This is a genomic window from Colwellia sp. PAMC 21821, from assembly GCF_002077175.1.
In the GTDB taxonomy this organism is placed as follows: domain Bacteria; phylum Pseudomonadota; class Gammaproteobacteria; order Enterobacterales; family Alteromonadaceae; genus Cognaticolwellia.
On sequence record NZ_CP014943.1, the window covers coordinates 2,116,570 to 2,130,576 of the forward strand.

The 14,007-nt window shown below is 40.0% G+C and carries 15 protein-coding genes; 11 read left to right on the forward strand and 4 right to left on the reverse strand.

Features of this window, described 5'->3' with window-relative positions:
• The first annotated feature begins 222 nt into the window (after positions 1–222).
• The 5 genes from lexA (at position 223) to A3Q33_RS08945 (ending at position 6,071) form a co-directional block, all read left to right on the forward strand.
• Complete coding sequence (lexA, locus tag A3Q33_RS08925; RefSeq protein ID WP_081179645.1) at positions 223–837, forward strand: transcriptional repressor LexA; 615 nt, start codon at positions 223–225, stop codon at positions 835–837.
• Between the two features lie 543 nt (positions 838–1,380).
• The gene (gene coxB / locus A3Q33_RS08930) at positions 1,381–2,943 is read left to right on the forward strand and encodes a cytochrome c oxidase subunit II (protein ID WP_502687232.1); all 1,563 of its coding nucleotides are present in this window, start codon (positions 1,381–1,383) and stop codon (positions 2,941–2,943) included.
• A gap of 12 nt (positions 2,944–2,955) precedes the next feature.
• A complete protein-coding gene (ctaD, locus tag A3Q33_RS08935) occupies positions 2,956–4,560 on the forward strand; it encodes a cytochrome c oxidase subunit I (protein ID WP_081179646.1) in 1,605 nt (534 codons plus the stop codon).
• An 11-nt stretch (positions 4,561–4,571) separates the two neighbouring features.
• Entirely contained in the window at positions 4,572–5,156 is a 585-nt protein-coding gene (locus tag A3Q33_RS08940; RefSeq protein WP_081179647.1) for a cytochrome c oxidase assembly protein, read from the forward strand.
• 30 nt (positions 5,157–5,186) lie between these two features.
• Positions 5,187–6,071 (forward strand): cytochrome c oxidase subunit 3, encoded by an 885-nt coding sequence (locus A3Q33_RS08945; protein ID WP_081179648.1) that lies wholly within the window; start codon positions 5,187–5,189, stop codon positions 6,069–6,071.
• 64 nt (positions 6,072–6,135) lie between these two features.
• On the opposite strand, the gene A3Q33_RS08950 is transcribed toward A3Q33_RS08945, so the two are convergent.
• On the reverse strand, positions 6,136–6,345 hold the full coding sequence (locus tag A3Q33_RS08950; protein WP_081150449.1) for a DUF2909 domain-containing protein: 210 nt from the start codon (positions 6,343–6,345) through the stop codon (positions 6,136–6,138).
• 51 nt (positions 6,346–6,396) lie between these two features.
• Here A3Q33_RS08950 and A3Q33_RS08955 point away from each other — a divergent pair, with 51 nt between their 5' ends.
• The 5 genes from A3Q33_RS08955 (at position 6,397) to A3Q33_RS08975 (ending at position 10,382) form a co-directional block, all read left to right on the forward strand.
• Complete coding sequence (locus A3Q33_RS08955) at positions 6,397–7,143, forward strand: SURF1 family protein (RefSeq protein ID WP_081179649.1); 747 nt, start codon at positions 6,397–6,399, stop codon at positions 7,141–7,143.
• 72 nt (positions 7,144–7,215) lie between these two features.
• Complete coding sequence (locus A3Q33_RS08960; protein ID WP_081179650.1) at positions 7,216–7,776, forward strand: redox-active disulfide-containing membrane protein; 561 nt, start codon at positions 7,216–7,218, stop codon at positions 7,774–7,776.
• The gene (locus tag A3Q33_RS08965; protein ID WP_231295816.1) at positions 7,777–8,784 is read left to right on the forward strand and encodes a COX15/CtaA family protein; all 1,008 of its coding nucleotides are present in this window, start codon (positions 7,777–7,779) and stop codon (positions 8,782–8,784) included. It abuts the gene before it with no gap.
• Positions 8,785–8,793: 9 nt separating this feature from the next.
• Entirely contained in the window at positions 8,794–9,711 is a 918-nt protein-coding gene (cyoE, locus tag A3Q33_RS08970) for a heme o synthase (RefSeq protein WP_081179651.1), read from the forward strand.
• A complete protein-coding gene (locus A3Q33_RS08975) occupies positions 9,711–10,382 on the forward strand; it encodes an SCO family protein (RefSeq protein WP_081179652.1) in 672 nt (223 codons plus the stop codon). Before cyoE ends, A3Q33_RS08975 begins: the two co-directional genes overlap by 1 nt.
• 276 nt (positions 10,383–10,658) lie before the next feature.
• Here the strand turns inward: A3Q33_RS08975 and A3Q33_RS08980 are convergent, their stop codons facing one another.
• Positions 10,659–11,708, reverse strand: coding sequence for a polysaccharide deacetylase family protein (locus A3Q33_RS08980; RefSeq protein WP_081179653.1), 1,050 nt, complete (start codon positions 11,706–11,708; stop codon positions 10,659–10,661).
• Positions 11,709–11,806: 98 nt separating this feature from the next.
• Here A3Q33_RS08980 and A3Q33_RS08985 point away from each other — a divergent pair, with 98 nt between their 5' ends.
• Complete coding sequence (locus A3Q33_RS08985; protein WP_231295817.1) at positions 11,807–13,138, forward strand: MATE family efflux transporter; 1,332 nt, start codon at positions 11,807–11,809, stop codon at positions 13,136–13,138.
• Between the two features lie 29 nt (positions 13,139–13,167).
• Here A3Q33_RS08985 and A3Q33_RS08990 read toward each other — a convergent pair whose 3' ends face one another.
• Together A3Q33_RS08990 and nfuA are read right to left on the reverse strand one after the other, a co-directional pair.
• Positions 13,168–13,404 (reverse strand): hypothetical protein, encoded by a 237-nt coding sequence (locus A3Q33_RS08990; RefSeq protein ID WP_081179654.1) that lies wholly within the window; start codon positions 13,402–13,404, stop codon positions 13,168–13,170.
• Positions 13,405–13,427: 23 nt separating this feature from the next.
• Positions 13,428–14,006, reverse strand: a complete 579-nt coding sequence (gene nfuA, locus A3Q33_RS08995) for a Fe-S biogenesis protein NfuA (RefSeq protein ID WP_081182463.1) — start codon at positions 14,004–14,006, stop codon at positions 13,428–13,430.
• Between the last annotated feature and the right edge of the window lies 1 nt (position 14,007).

Sequence of the window (14,007 nt, forward strand, 5' to 3'; positions counted from 1 at the left end):
CTACAAATTTTTCACTTAAATAAGAAAAGCTATTGTTTTAAAAGTGTTTTTAATTATTTGAAGTAAAATAAACAGAAAGTTATTATTAAAATTCACATTTAAATTTACAAAACTGCTCAATCTCTCCGCAATAATTTCTTGCGTTTCCATAAAGCCTGTATAGAATAACAGTAATACTGTGTAAAAACACAGGCTTACTCTTCAGTCGCTTAAGGAATAAAAATGCGCCCTTTAACACCTAGACAACAGCAGATATTTGATCTGATCAGAGCAAAAATTTCGGATACGGGTATGCCGCCAACTCGTGCCGAAATAGCGACTAACTTTGGGTTTAAATCGGCCAATGCAGCAGAAGAACATTTAAAAGCGCTAGCTAAGAAAGGCTATATTGAGATGTTACCTGGTACTTCTCGTGGCATTCGTCTTGCAGAAGAGTTTATTGAAGAAGATGGTTTACCCCTTATCGGCCGAGTCGCGGCAGGTGAGCCAATTTTGGCACAAGAACATGTTGAGCAGCATTATAAAATTGATGGCAGTTTATTTCATCCTCCGGCAGATTATTTATTGCGCGTTAATGGCGAGAGTATGAAAGATATCGGCATTTTAGATGGCGATTTGCTCGCTGTTCATCAAACCACTGACGTACAAAATGGCCAAGTTATTGTTGCTCGTGTTGAAGACGATGTTACGGTTAAGCGTTTTAAACGTGAAGGTAATGTGGTTTATTTACATGCTGAAAATGAAGATTTTTCGCCAATCAAAGTCGATTTAAAGTCACAACAATTTAACATTGAAGGCCTAGCTGTAGGGGTTATTCGCGCAGCAGATTGGATGTAAATAACCATGCGCCCACGGTAGATTTTTTGCGATTCACCTAATCCATATCACGCAGATTTAATGAGTGTTTTTTTTAAATAGCTTGTTTAAATCTGCATGTTCCTTTCGTTTAATCGTTTTTCTAGCACCAGATGTATTTTTGTCCTGAACAATTCTATTATTAGCCAATAAATAACGCTAGTAGCCTGTTTTTTATACAACTAATTCTGTGGTTGAATATTTATTATTCAGCACAACAAACACCCTCTGAACAAAAAATAAACATTGGATTAACCCCAGTGAAAATGGACGTATCACTCTGTTTAGGGTTATTACTCTATTGTATTTATTGGTTTTTATTTTACATGCTTTTGAAATTTTAAATTGACCCCGATCAAGTTTTAAGTAATTCTAGTCTAGAAAACGTACAAACATAACAATAGGGCGCAATTGACAGTAGTTGAATAATGCGTCACTTAAATAATAATAAATGTATGCGCAAAATAGTCGGCCTTCATCGTGAAGTCGTGTTGTTTTGCCTTAAAAGGGTGAAGGAGATGTCGAGTGAAAAGACGTAACCTAGGTTTGCTGTTGCTAGGGGGCTTGTTGTCGAGTTCGGTATGGGCAGATATGTCGCTGAACTTAACCAAAGGTGTTACGGAAGTTAGTAGAGACGTATACGATTTACATATGTTGGTTCTCTATATCTGTACAGCTATTGGTGTTGTGGTATTTGGTGCTATGTTTTGGTCTATGGTGTTTCACCGTAAATCAAAAGGCTTTAAACCAGCAACCTTCCATGAAAGCACAAAAGTAGAAATTCTCTGGACGGCTATTCCTGTCGTCATTCTAATCGCTATGGCTGTTCCTGCCACTACCACGCTCATTGATATGGAAAATAACGATGATGCAGATATAACTATTCAGGTAACCGGCTCTCAGTGGAAATGGCATTATAAATACTTTGATCAAGACCTTGAGTTTTATTCGGTACTTTCTACGCCACGTGACCAATACGAAAACCAAGATGGTACTTCAGCAGAGAAAGGTGAAAACTACCTGCTAGAAGTTGACCGTCCTTTAGTTATTCCAACCAATAAAAAAGTACGTTTTGTTATTACCTCTGATGATGTTATCCATGCTTGGTGGGTTCCAGCATTTGCTGTAAAACAAGATGCTAACCCTGGTTTTATTAACGAAGCTTGGACTAAGGTAGATGACCCTGGTGTTTATCGCGGCCAATGTGCTGAGCTATGTGGTAAAGATCATGGTTTTATGCCGATAGTTGTCGAAGTGAAATCTGAAGCTGATTACGCCATTTGGCTTAATGAACAGAAAGAGTTGAAGGCTAACGCGGCAGCTGCAGAAGCGGCATCGTTAAATGCTTCAGTTCCTTTAGAAGAATTGATGCAACTAGGTGAAACAACTTACACCGCATATTGTGCAGCGTGTCACCAAGTTAGTGGCCAAGGCTTACCACCAGCATTTCCAGCGCTTAAAGGTAGTGCTGTTGCGACAACAGGTCCTGCTAGCGAGCACATAGATATTGTTTTCAATGGTAAAGCTGGCACCGGCATGCAAGGTTATGGCAAGCAACTGAGCTTAAAAGAAATCGCAGCTGTTGTGACTTATGAGCGTAATGCTTGGGGTAATAATACCGGTGAAGCTGTTCAAGCTGCCGATGTTCAAGCAGCTTCTGGTAGTGCAGCGGCAGGTATTATAGATACTGTTGAAGCAGCGGTTGAAAATGTTACTGAGACAGTTACAGAAGTTGTGGCTGATATTATCCCTGCAGAAGATTTATCAAAGGTTTATAGCCAAGATGAATTGATGACGATGGGTGAAGAAGTCTACATGACTGCTTGTGCTGCTTGTCATCAAGCAAGTGGTGAAGGCATGGCACCAGTATTCCCTGGGCTTAAAGGTAGTGCTATTGCCACAGGTGATGTTGCAGTGCATTTGGATATGGTGCTTAACGGTAGCAAGAAAAATCCAGCGATGGCGGCTTTTGCTAGCCAATTAACTAAAACGCAAATTGCTGCGGTTGTCACTTACGAGCGTAATGCTTGGGGTAACAACACCGGTGATTTAGTCCAGCCAGCAGATGTTGCTGCTAGCGCGAAGTAGGGAGGCGTTAAAATGACTACAGATGTAATTAATGATCAATCCGAACATGATTCACATGACGGTGAGCACCATGATCATAAAATGACCGGCCTGAAACGCTGGTTATATACTACTAACCACAAAGACATCGGTTCGATGTACTTATGGTTCTCATTTATCATGTTTTTAACTGGTGGCGTTATGGCGCTGGTTATTCGTGCTGAGTTATTTCAGCCAGGATTACAGATAGTTGAGCCTGACTTCTTTAACCAAATGACCACCGTTCATGGTCTTATTATGGTCTTCGGCGCGATCATGCCGGCCTTTACTGGCTTGGCTAACTGGATGCTACCTATGATGGTAGGTGCGCCAGATATGGCATTGCCACGATTGAATAACTGGAGCTTTTGGATTCTACCCTTTGCTTTTGCTATTTTATTGTCGACTTTCTTTTTAGAAAGTGGCGCGCCAAACTTTGGTTGGACCTTCTACGCACCATTATCAACAACTTACAGTAACGGCAGCACAGCGTTCTTCGTTTTTGCGGTACATATTATGGGGATTTCCTCAATTATGGGCGCAATAAACATTGTTGTAACCATTATGAATATGCGTGCTCCAGGTATGACTTACATGAAAATGCCATTGTTTGTATGGACATTTTTCATCACGGCGTACTTGTTAATAGCGGTAATGCCGGTGCTCGCGGGTACCGTCACTATGGTGTTAACCGATACCTATTTTGGCACCAGTTTCTTTGATGCCGCCGGTGGTGGTGACCCTGTAATGTTCCAGCATATTTTCTGGTTCTTTGGTCATCCTGAAGTTTACATCATGATCTTGCCTGCATTTGGTATTGTGTCTACTACCATTCCAGCATTTTCACGTAAACCTCTCTTTGGTTACAGTTCAATGGTTTACGCAACTGCATCAATTGCATTTTTGTCGTTCATCGTTTGGGCGCATCACATGTTTACCACGGGTATGCCGCTCTTTGGCGAATTATTCTTTATGTATTGCACCATGTTAATTGCGGTGCCAACAGGCGTTAAAGTCTTTAACTGGGCAGCGACCATGTGGCGCGGTTCAATTAGCTTTGAAACGCCAATGTTGTTCTCTATTGCTTTCGTGATTTTGTTCACTATTGGTGGTTTCTCTGGCTTGATGCTAGCGATGACTCCGGTTGATTTTCAATATCATGATACTTACTTTGTTGTTGCTCATTTCCACTATGTATTGGTTACTGGCGCGCTATTTTCTATTTTTGCTGGCGCTTATTACTGGTTACCGAAATGGACGGGTTACATGTACAACGATACGTTAAGTAAGTGGCATTTTTGGTGTTCACTTATCTCAGTAAACTTATTGTTTTTCCCAATGCACTTTTTAGGTTTAGCAGGTATGCCTCGTCGTATTCCTGATTACGCTTTGCAGTTTGCGGATTTTAATAAGTGGGTGAGTATTGGCGGTTTTGCCTTTGGTATTTCGCAGTTAATCTTCTTGGTATTGGTTATCAAGTGTATTAAGGGTGGCGAAAAAGCGCCAGCGAAACCATGGGATGGAGCTGAAGGTTTGGAATGGACAGTGCCTAGCCCTGCGCCATACCATACATTCGAAACACCACCAAAAATTGATTAATTGGAACTAAAATGACTAACGGTGACTCGCAAAATAATTTATCAAAGCAAGCGCAATCTAAAACGCATGATGCTTCAGTGAATAAAACAGTAAAAAAACTGATGTTGATTGTTTTCGGAATGTTTGGCTTTGGTTTTGCGATGGTGCCGTTATATGACGTGTTTTGCGATATCACTGGGTTAAACGGAAAAACATCGAACGTTGCAGCAAGTTATAACGCTGTAACTATAGATACCGAACGTACGATTACCGTGCAATTTTTGACTCGAACCGCCAAAGGTATTCCTTGGCGGTTTGAGCCAATGATTAATGAAATAAAAGTGCATCCAGGTGAGCGCAAAACCGTTAAATTTTACGCCAAAAATGAGTCTGTAAGCGATATTGTCGGGCAAGCTGTGCCGTCAGTATCACCAGGGCGGGCAGCGGTCTATTTTCAAAAGATAGAATGCTTTTGCTTTAATAACCAACCGCTAAAAGCCAGTGAAGATGTTGAAATGGGATTGCAGTTCTATGTTGATTTAGACCTACCCGATGATGTATCTACCATAACCCTATCTTACACCTTGTACGATATTACAAGCTCAGTTGATTCTTAAGTGCTTGGCACTTAAATGAGGGGAACAACAATGACGACAAAAGAATACGAAAGTTATTACGTACCAGCACAAAGCAAATGGCCAATAGTGGGTGCAGTTGCGCTGTTTTTAATTGCAGTAGGTGCTGGCAATTATGTAGCAAATTTAAATAATCCTGAAAGTGTTGGCGGCGGCTGGGTTCTACTAGCGGGTATCGCACTGATTATTTATATGGTTTTTGGCTGGTTCAATAATGTTATTACCGAGTCAATGGCTGGAAAATATAGTCGACAAATGGACAATTCATTCCGCCAAGGCATGAGCTGGTTTATTTTTTCAGAAGTCATGTTTTTCGCTGCTTTCTTCGGTGCTTTACTTTACGCACGTACTTTTTCAGTACCTTGGCTTGACGGCGCAGGTAACAATGCCGCAACAGCGGCAATTTTATGGCCTGACTTTACCGCAACTTGGCCATTGATAAAAACACCAGATGGCACTGAAACAACCGCAATGGGTTGGTACGGTTTACCGTTAATTAATACTATTTTACTGTTAACCTCCTCAATTACGGCACATTTTGCTCATGTTTCACTAGAGCAAGAAAAACGCGGTTTATTGAAGTTTTGGCTGGGGCTAACCGTGGTTTTAGGTGTGGTGTTTTTGTTTTGCCAAGGCCTAGAGTATGCACATGGTTATGCTGATGAAATGAAACTGTATTTAGACAGTGGCATATACGGCAATACCTTTTATCTACTGACTGGCTTTCACGGTATGCATGTGACCTTAGGGACAATTATGCTACTGGTTATGCTTATTCGGGTATTTAAAGGCCATTTCACACCGAAAAACCACTTTGCATTCCAAGCCGCAAGTTGGTATTGGCATTTTGTTGATGTAGTGTGGGTAATACTGTTTGTTTTTGTTTATATTATCTAACGATAAACAGAATTAAGTCAGTTATTTAAGGTACGGTATTATAAATATCGTACCTTTTGATTATTTAGAACGGACGTGGATTAGGTGTGATCACCCCAGTGAATATACCGATAACAAGTAATAAGATAATAACCACCGATGTTATTACCCGACGACCGATAAATTTAGACATAGGTGGTTTATCCGGGTCATTTTTATTCATAATGAATAGCGCCCGAAACAGGTTATAAATCATAAAGGCTAATAAGCCGACAACAATAATTTTAATTAACACAACATTCTCTCTTTTATAGTCTGTTTTTAGTTAGTGAACATGCGGTAGTCTATGAATTCGGTATCACTTCAGCACAAGTTAAAACAACTTAATTGGCCAATGGTTATATTTACCATGCTAGTATTTTCAACATTAATCAAGCTTGGATTTTGGCAAATTGACCGCGCACTTGAAAAAGAGCAACGTCAACATCGTATTAATGAATTAAGCCAACGCGATGCATTATCTTTAGCGCAAGTATTAACGCTTCAAGGTTTGCAAGACGGCATCAACGATTTACCTATTCAACTAACGGGCAACTTTATTGGAGATAAAGTATTCCTCCTCGACAATCAACCAGACAAAGGACGTTTTGGCTATCGTGTATATCAAATTATTGAAAGTAATGATGCCGCCATACTCGTTAATCTGGGCTGGGTTCAAGGGGCAATTGATCGAAATATACTGCCTGAAATTACACCTGTTATTGGGCAGCATACTCTTACGGGCCATGTCCGCGAAGTGGAAGTGGGTATTCAATTACAAGCACAGAATTTAACCAATCCATCATGGCCATTAAGAGTTCAGCAAATAGAATTAGATAAGTTTTCACAATTAATTGGCAAGAAACTGTTGCCCTTTGTCGTTTACTTAGATAAAAAAGAGACTATTGGATATAAAAAAAATTGGCAGCCCATTGTAATGCCACCAGAAAAACATCGGGCATATGCCTTTCAATGGTTTAGTTTAGCATTGGCTTGGATCAGTTTAATGATTTGGGCAGCAATAAAAATGAGTAAAAATGAATCGTCAGAATAAGTAGCAATAATCTGAAATAAGTAGATTAGAAAAATACCGAAACCGAATAATAAGAATAAAAGGCTGAGTTGTATGAGTTCTTCAGAGTTAAATAAATCGCGCCGCAGTATGCTAATTCTCCTAGCGGTATTTATCATTCCCATTGTGCTTGCTAAATTGGCATTGAATCAACAATGGTTCAATTATGGTGTTACCAACCAAGGGCAACTTATCGAGAATGAATTAACCTTAGCTAAACTTGGGCTCAATGTTGATGACTATGATCATCAATGGATAATGCTATACACCTTGCCAGAAAATTGTGATCAACAATGTGAAAAAACCTTAATGAGTGTTAACAATACTTATATTGCTCTAGGTAAAGAAATGCCGCGAGTTAAGCTTGTTGCGTTAACTCAGCAAGATTTACGCGCAGAACAAACAGATAAAATTCAAATTAAGAAGTGGCATATTCAACCAATGCCCACTTTAGCAAAAACAGTAATATCGCAGTCTCAAGTGCTGATAGTTGACCCTTTAGGTAATGTAATTCTCAGCCATGTGCCACCAGAAAACACCGAACAATTGTCTCAATTTGGCAAGTCTATATTGGCCGATTTTAAAAAGCTGTTGAAATATTCAAGGATTGGCTAAATGAAAACTCAAAGCTCTTCCGACATTAGAAAGCTTGTTTTTGTTAGCATTTTATTAGCCATAGTGGTGGTGAGTTTAGGTGCTTATACCCGTTTAACACATGCTGGTTTGGGGTGCCCAGACTGGCCAGGTTGTTATGGCTTACTTGACGTACCACAAACTAGTGAACAAATTATTGCTGCTGAGCAAGCCTTTCCTGATCGGCCAGTAGAGCCTCATAAAGCCTGGAATGAAATGATCCATCGCTATTTCGCTGGCTCATTAGGTATATTGATCTTAATTATTGCCTTAATGTCGCTTAAGCGCCGTTCGCAGGGTGGTCCCGTTGGTTTGCCTATTTTTCTTTTGTTGGTAGTGACCTTTCAAGCCGCGCTTGGTATGTGGACGGTTACCATGAAGTTGATGCCTGTGGTGGTAATGGGGCACTTACTTGGCGGGTTTACCACCTTATGTTTACTGCTATTACTGTATTTACGCTTAAGTGATTACCGGGTGCCCGGTGGCGACCTCGCCTTGAAAAAATATGCAAAATTTGCCGTATTAGGTATTTTTATTTTGGCTGGACAAATAGCCTTAGGCGGTTGGACATCATCCAACTATGCTGCGCTGACTTGTACCGAACTGCCCATATGCCAAGCAGGATGGGCAGATCAGATGAATTTTGAACATGCCTTTGATTTGATCCCTCCAGAGAAAGACAGTTATGAATTTGGCCATCTTGATCACGCATCACGTGTGACAATTCATGTAATGCATCGCTTAGGTGCTATAGTAACTACGCTATATTTATTATGGTTGGTTATTAGCATTTATCGTAAGGCACAATCACCATTTTTTAAGAACGCAGCATTGAGCTTAGGCTTTATTCTTAGCGTACAAGTTGGTTTAGGTATTAGTAATATTTGGTTCTCACTACCACTGAGTGTAGCGGTGAGTCACAACGTGGTAGCGGCCATGTTAATGATGTCATTAATTACCATGACATATAGTTTAAAACGGAAAATTTAGGGGCATATTATGAGTCAGAGCAACACAGTAGAAGCGAGTCATAGCGCACCTAGTACGCCTATTTGGCGAGACTATTATGAAATTACCAAACCACGAGTAGTCGCTTTATTAGTATTAACCGCTCTAGTGGGTATGTGTTTATCTGTACCAGGCGTTATACCTTGGCATGTTTTGGTGCCTTCGATGATAGGTATTGGCTTTTTGTCATCGGCAGCTGCTGCGATTAATCACATTGTTGATGAGCGTATAGATAAGGAAATGGGGCGCACTTATAATCGACCATTACCCAATGGCAGGCTTACCGCACGCAGTGCTACGATTTTTGCTATTAGCCTAGCGGTAACAGGCTTTATAGTTTTATACACGTTAGTTAACCCGTTAACGGCTTGGCTAACGTTTTCCGGTCTAGTCGGTTACAGCTTTGTTTATACCATGTATTTAAAGCGAGCTACGCCGCAAAATATTACTATTGGCGGATTAGCCGGTGCTATTCCTCCTTTGTTGGGCTGGACCGCAATGACCAATGAAGTGCATCCGAATGCGTTGTTATTAGTATTACTGATATTTACTTGGACACCGCCTCATTTTTGGGCATTGGCGATACATCGTAAAGACGAGTACGCTAAGGTCAATATTCCAATGCTACCCGTAACGCATGGCGTAAGCTTTACCAAAACGCAGATTTTACTTTATACCGTTTTACTGTTTGTCGTGGGTTTACTGCCATATTTAGTCGGCATGAGTAATTGGTTATATTTGATTGGCGCGGTGGTGTTAAATTTAGTGTTTTTTGCCTACGCTTGGAAATTAAAATTTAATGCTGATGAAGAAACCGCAATGGATACCTTCAAGTTTTCTATTGTGCATTTAATGGCATTATTTATTATTCTTTTACTCGACCATTATCTTTTACCGGTAACAGGCTAATGAATAAAATTGTTACGCTGATTGTGGCATTAGGTGCGCTTGCAGCAGGTGTGATGTTATTTAGTCAGCTAAGTCAAAAAGCACCGGTTGAATTTGCCTTACACTATCAACAAGCAAGAGATATTAAAGCGTTTGAATTAACCGATCATCTTGGCGAAAAATTTAACAATGAGTCACTAAAAGGTCAGTGGAATTGGGTGTTTTTTGGTTATACATCGTGCCCAGATGTTTGCCCAACAACACTGCAAGAAATGAACTTTATCTATGATGATTTAAAAGCGATAGCCCCAAACAACCAAGTTTTATTGGTTTCTGTTGATCCAAAACGTGATACACAAGAAAAGCTCGCCAGTTATATTGGCTATTTTAATCCTGAGTTTAAGGCATTACATGGTGACCATGGTGCGTTATTTCCATTCGCGCGTAACTTAGGTTTAATGTATGCGATAACTGAACCTGATATAGCGCAGCAATCGAATAGTGATGCTATAGATAATCACGGAGCAACGGTGACCAACTACTTGGTTGATCACAGTGCTTCATTAGTCTTGATTAATCCTGCTGGCAAGGTAGAAGCTATTTTCAAACCAAAACAGGCGCTGGGTGAAGTTCCTGTGATTGAAGGTGATAGGCTCGTTAGTGATTTTGAAAAAATAGTCGCTTTGTATTGAGTTAAAGGTTAAGTGATAGAAAGATGATAGGTCTGCAGTACGTTAATATAGGCGAATGTTAACGCCTAAATGATGGTATAAATGACGTCCTACCATCTTAAATTAACGTACCGACTTATACCAAACAGACTACTGTATTGATCACCTTAAAATGGTCTACCTATTCAATTTCTGCGTTGTGTTCAATCCCAATAGCCTGCTATTAACCAATTATACGCCTTGAACTTTAAAAGTGATCTTCATTGAATGAAGATCAAAAATTCTCTTTGGTATTAATTATAGCGGATACCATTCACGATTTTCTTTGAGAATAAACCAAGGCTTTGAAAACCAATAATAGCGTCCAGGCTCACTAATGCTCGGTGCAGTGCAATTACATCTTACCCGGCCAGACGGTAGGGGTGCGCTAAAATCTATGGTAAACAAGTCATCACTTTGCCATTGAATTTTCTGACGGCCTAAGCCAGAGATATAACAATGCAATTGATCAGGCTCAAAGTCGTCAACAACAATATTAATACTGAATGAAGTAGACTCGCCTTGCTCAAAGATGGTTTGTTGATTTTTACCTTCAAGATGAATATTAAAGGGCAATGAATCGAGCTTATCTCGCAGGCTTGATAATTGGTCGTATGGTTGCGATGCAGGGAAACGCGGGATACTGGTTAGATCTGTATTTAAGCCAACAGGCCCTGATTGTTGTGAGAATGCGACAAAGTTATTTTCAAGTACCCACTGCTGAACTTCAGGACTAAATTCACCATAGGGGTAAGCGAAATATCGCCAGCTTTGGCCTGTTTCTGCTTCAATTATCTTTTCTGCTCGTAATAAAGACTCAGAGTTTTTAGCCAACCAAGCTTGGGTGGTCATACCCAAAGGTGTGCGTGCTAATGAATCATGGTGCATACCGTGATTAGCGATAATTACCCCGTCGTCTGCCATGGCTTTTAATTGCTGCCATGATAAAAAGTGTGACGTATTTTGCCCCACCATGCCCGGGTTTATAAAAATCGTAAAGGGAAAGCCGTGTTTATCTAAAATAGGCTTACCTTGAGTTAAAATGTCTATATAGGCATCGTCAAAGGTAATAACTACTGTTTTATCAGGTAAAGATTTCTTTTCCTTAATGGCATCCACTAACGTTGATAAAGCAATAACCTTAAAGTTGTTGTCTTGCAGAAACTGCATATGCTTATCAAATTGCTTGGGAGCAATACTGGTACTGGCCGGAGTGTCTTCGCTAACGTGATGGTACTGTAATATAACAGTGGAAAAACTGGTGAAATGTAGGCAATAGCACAATGCTGCCAACAGGCGATATTTCATGGTAATCTTCCTGCAAAATAGTAGACTTTAAACGCCTGCGTAAAATAACGTTTTTTCTTCTATAGATACAGTGCATTTACCCATAAAGGTCAGATTTTTTGAAATTTAATGATATAGAACGTCATAAGCAGCTATTTATACTGGCTTTGCCGATGATTTTATCCAATATTACTGCACCATTATTGGGTTTAGTTGATACCGCCGTTATTGGACATCTAGAATATTCCTATTATTTAGGCGGCAGCACGGTTGGGGCCATGATCATCACGGTCATCACTTGGCTGTGTGGGTTTTTACGCATGTCGACCACTGGGTTATCAGCGCAGGCATTTGGTCAAAGTAATAATGAGCTCAGTTTTTTAATTTTACTGCGCGGGATGATAGTTGCGTTCAGCGTAGGCTTAGTCGTTATTTTATTTCAAAATTTCTACCTGGATCTTGCGCTTTCTTTAGCGGGTGGGTCAGAACAAGTACAATTTTATGCCCGAGAGTATAGTGCTATTCGAGTTTGGGGCTTACCAGCAGCATTAGCTAATTTAGTGATTATGGGCTGGTTACTGGGTAATCATAAAGCGAAAGTGGTGATGTGGTTAATTATTGCCACCAACTTGATTAACTTAGGATTGGATTTACTGTTCGTTATTGGCTTTGCATGGCAAGTTAAGGGTGTAGCTATGGCGACGCTAATAGCAGAATACAGTGGCTTAGTCATCGGATTAGGTTTTGTATATAAAAACTTTAAGCAAAAGTTTATGGGGTTGTTCTCAGGCGTACAACAAATGTTTGATGCTGTGTTAGAGCGAGCAGCCTTATTAAGCTATTTTAAACTGAATCGAGATATCTTAATAAGAACGTTATGTTTAGAAATATGCTTTGTTTTTATGACCTTTCAAGGGGCGCGACTCGGTGATGATGTGATTGCTGCCAATGCCATATTAATGAATTTTTTAATGTTAATATCGTTCGGTTTAGATGGTATTGCCAATGCCGCAGAAGTGATGGTGGGTAAAGCAAAAGGAGAAAACAATCAAAAAAATATGTTTGTTAGTGTCAATATAGCGCTATTTTGGACAGGAATATTCGCACTCGCTTACAGCTTACTGTTTTATTTCGCGGGCAACTATTTCATTCTAACTATCTCGAATATAACCGCCGTAGTTGACTACGCGCAAAAATATCTTTTTTGGATTGTAGCGCTGCCGTTACTGGCCTGTTGGTGTTACTTATATGACGGTGTTTATGTAGGGTTGATGCAGGCACATATTATGAGAAACAGCATGCTTATTGCGACATTTGGCTGTTTTTTTCCAGTGTGGTGGTTATTACAAGACTATGGTAATCATGGTTTGTGGGCTGCATTTTCTGTATTTATGCTTGCGCGTGGGGTTACGTTAGCTTGGCACTATCAACGAAATAAACATGCTTTTTAAGGGGGTTAAGGTTTTTTGAGGTTTGTCTATTAAGGTTTAGTACGATTAAAAATATGGTACAAACGATTGGCAAATAATCCGACGTAACCATAAATAGCAAACAAGCCGCCTATTGCAAGAAATACAATGCCAATAATCTGCCAAATATGGCTTTGATAAAGTCCTAAAAATATAAAGCAGGCACCGATAGAAAAAAGGCCAAGTCCTCTGAGAAAACGCTGCATACTGCGTTGAGGATCTTGGCCAAGTTTTTCTAATAATGACATTGCTAACTTACGCTAAATTTAGCTTAGTAATATGAGTGCTCACCACGTTCGTGTTCAGTCATATCTTTAACACCTTTAATTTCATCGCCCATCATGTCGATTAATTGCTTTTCAATGCCGTCTTTAACCGTTACATCAATTTGTGCACAACCGTTACAGCCGCCACCGAATTGTAATACAGCATAACCGTCTTCAGTGATTTCCATTAGCGTACATTCGCCGCCATGGCCAGCAAGTTGTGGGTTTACTTCAGCTTTTAAGAAGTAATCAACACGCTCAAATAATGGCGCGTCATCACCAACTTTACGTAACTTCGCGTTTGGTGCTTTTAGCGTTAACTGTGAACCCATTTGGTCAGTGGTAAAATCAATTTCCGCTTCTTCTAAATACATTTTACTGTCAGCATCGATGTAAGCCGAAAAATTTTCGAACTTTAGTTCAATGTCATCAGCTTCTACAGCGTCAGCTGGACAGTACGATACACCACATTCTGCGCTTGCTGTACCCGGGTTTACAACAAATACGCGGATACTAGTACCTTCAGCTTGACCAGAAAGTAGTTTTACAAAATGTTCTTGTGCAGTTTCTGAAATGTTAACCATC

Excerpts from the sequence above, each read along its gene's own strand:
- A3Q33_RS08990 (WP_081179654.1), bottom strand. The coding sequence starts at position 13,404 with ATGTCATTATTAGAAAAACTTGGCCAAGATCCTCAACGCAGTATGCAG.
- nfuA (WP_081182463.1), bottom strand. The coding sequence starts at position 14,006 with ATGGTTAACATTTCAGAAACTGCACAAGAACATTTTGTAAAACTACTT.
- A3Q33_RS08960 (WP_081179650.1), top strand. The coding sequence starts at position 7,216 with ATGAGTTCTTCAGAGTTAAATAAATCGCGCCGCAGTATGCTAATTCTC.
- A3Q33_RS08955 (WP_081179649.1), top strand. The coding sequence starts at position 6,397 with ATGAATTCGGTATCACTTCAGCACAAGTTAAAACAACTTAATTGGCCA.
- A3Q33_RS08965 (WP_231295816.1), top strand. The coding sequence starts at position 7,777 with ATGAAAACTCAAAGCTCTTCCGACATTAGAAAGCTTGTTTTTGTTAGC.
- A3Q33_RS08975 (WP_081179652.1), top strand. The coding sequence starts at position 9,711 with ATGAATAAAATTGTTACGCTGATTGTGGCATTAGGTGCGCTTGCAGCA.
- A3Q33_RS08980 (WP_081179653.1), bottom strand. The coding sequence starts at position 11,708 with ATGAAATATCGCCTGTTGGCAGCATTGTGCTATTGCCTACATTTCACC.
- cyoE (WP_081179651.1), top strand. The coding sequence starts at position 8,794 with ATGAGTCAGAGCAACACAGTAGAAGCGAGTCATAGCGCACCTAGTACG.
- ctaD (WP_081179646.1), top strand. The coding sequence starts at position 2,956 with ATGACTACAGATGTAATTAATGATCAATCCGAACATGATTCACATGAC.
- A3Q33_RS08945 (WP_081179648.1), top strand. The coding sequence starts at position 5,187 with ATGACGACAAAAGAATACGAAAGTTATTACGTACCAGCACAAAGCAAA.
- A3Q33_RS08940 (WP_081179647.1), top strand. The coding sequence starts at position 4,572 with ATGACTAACGGTGACTCGCAAAATAATTTATCAAAGCAAGCGCAATCT.
- lexA (WP_081179645.1), top strand. The coding sequence starts at position 223 with ATGCGCCCTTTAACACCTAGACAACAGCAGATATTTGATCTGATCAGA.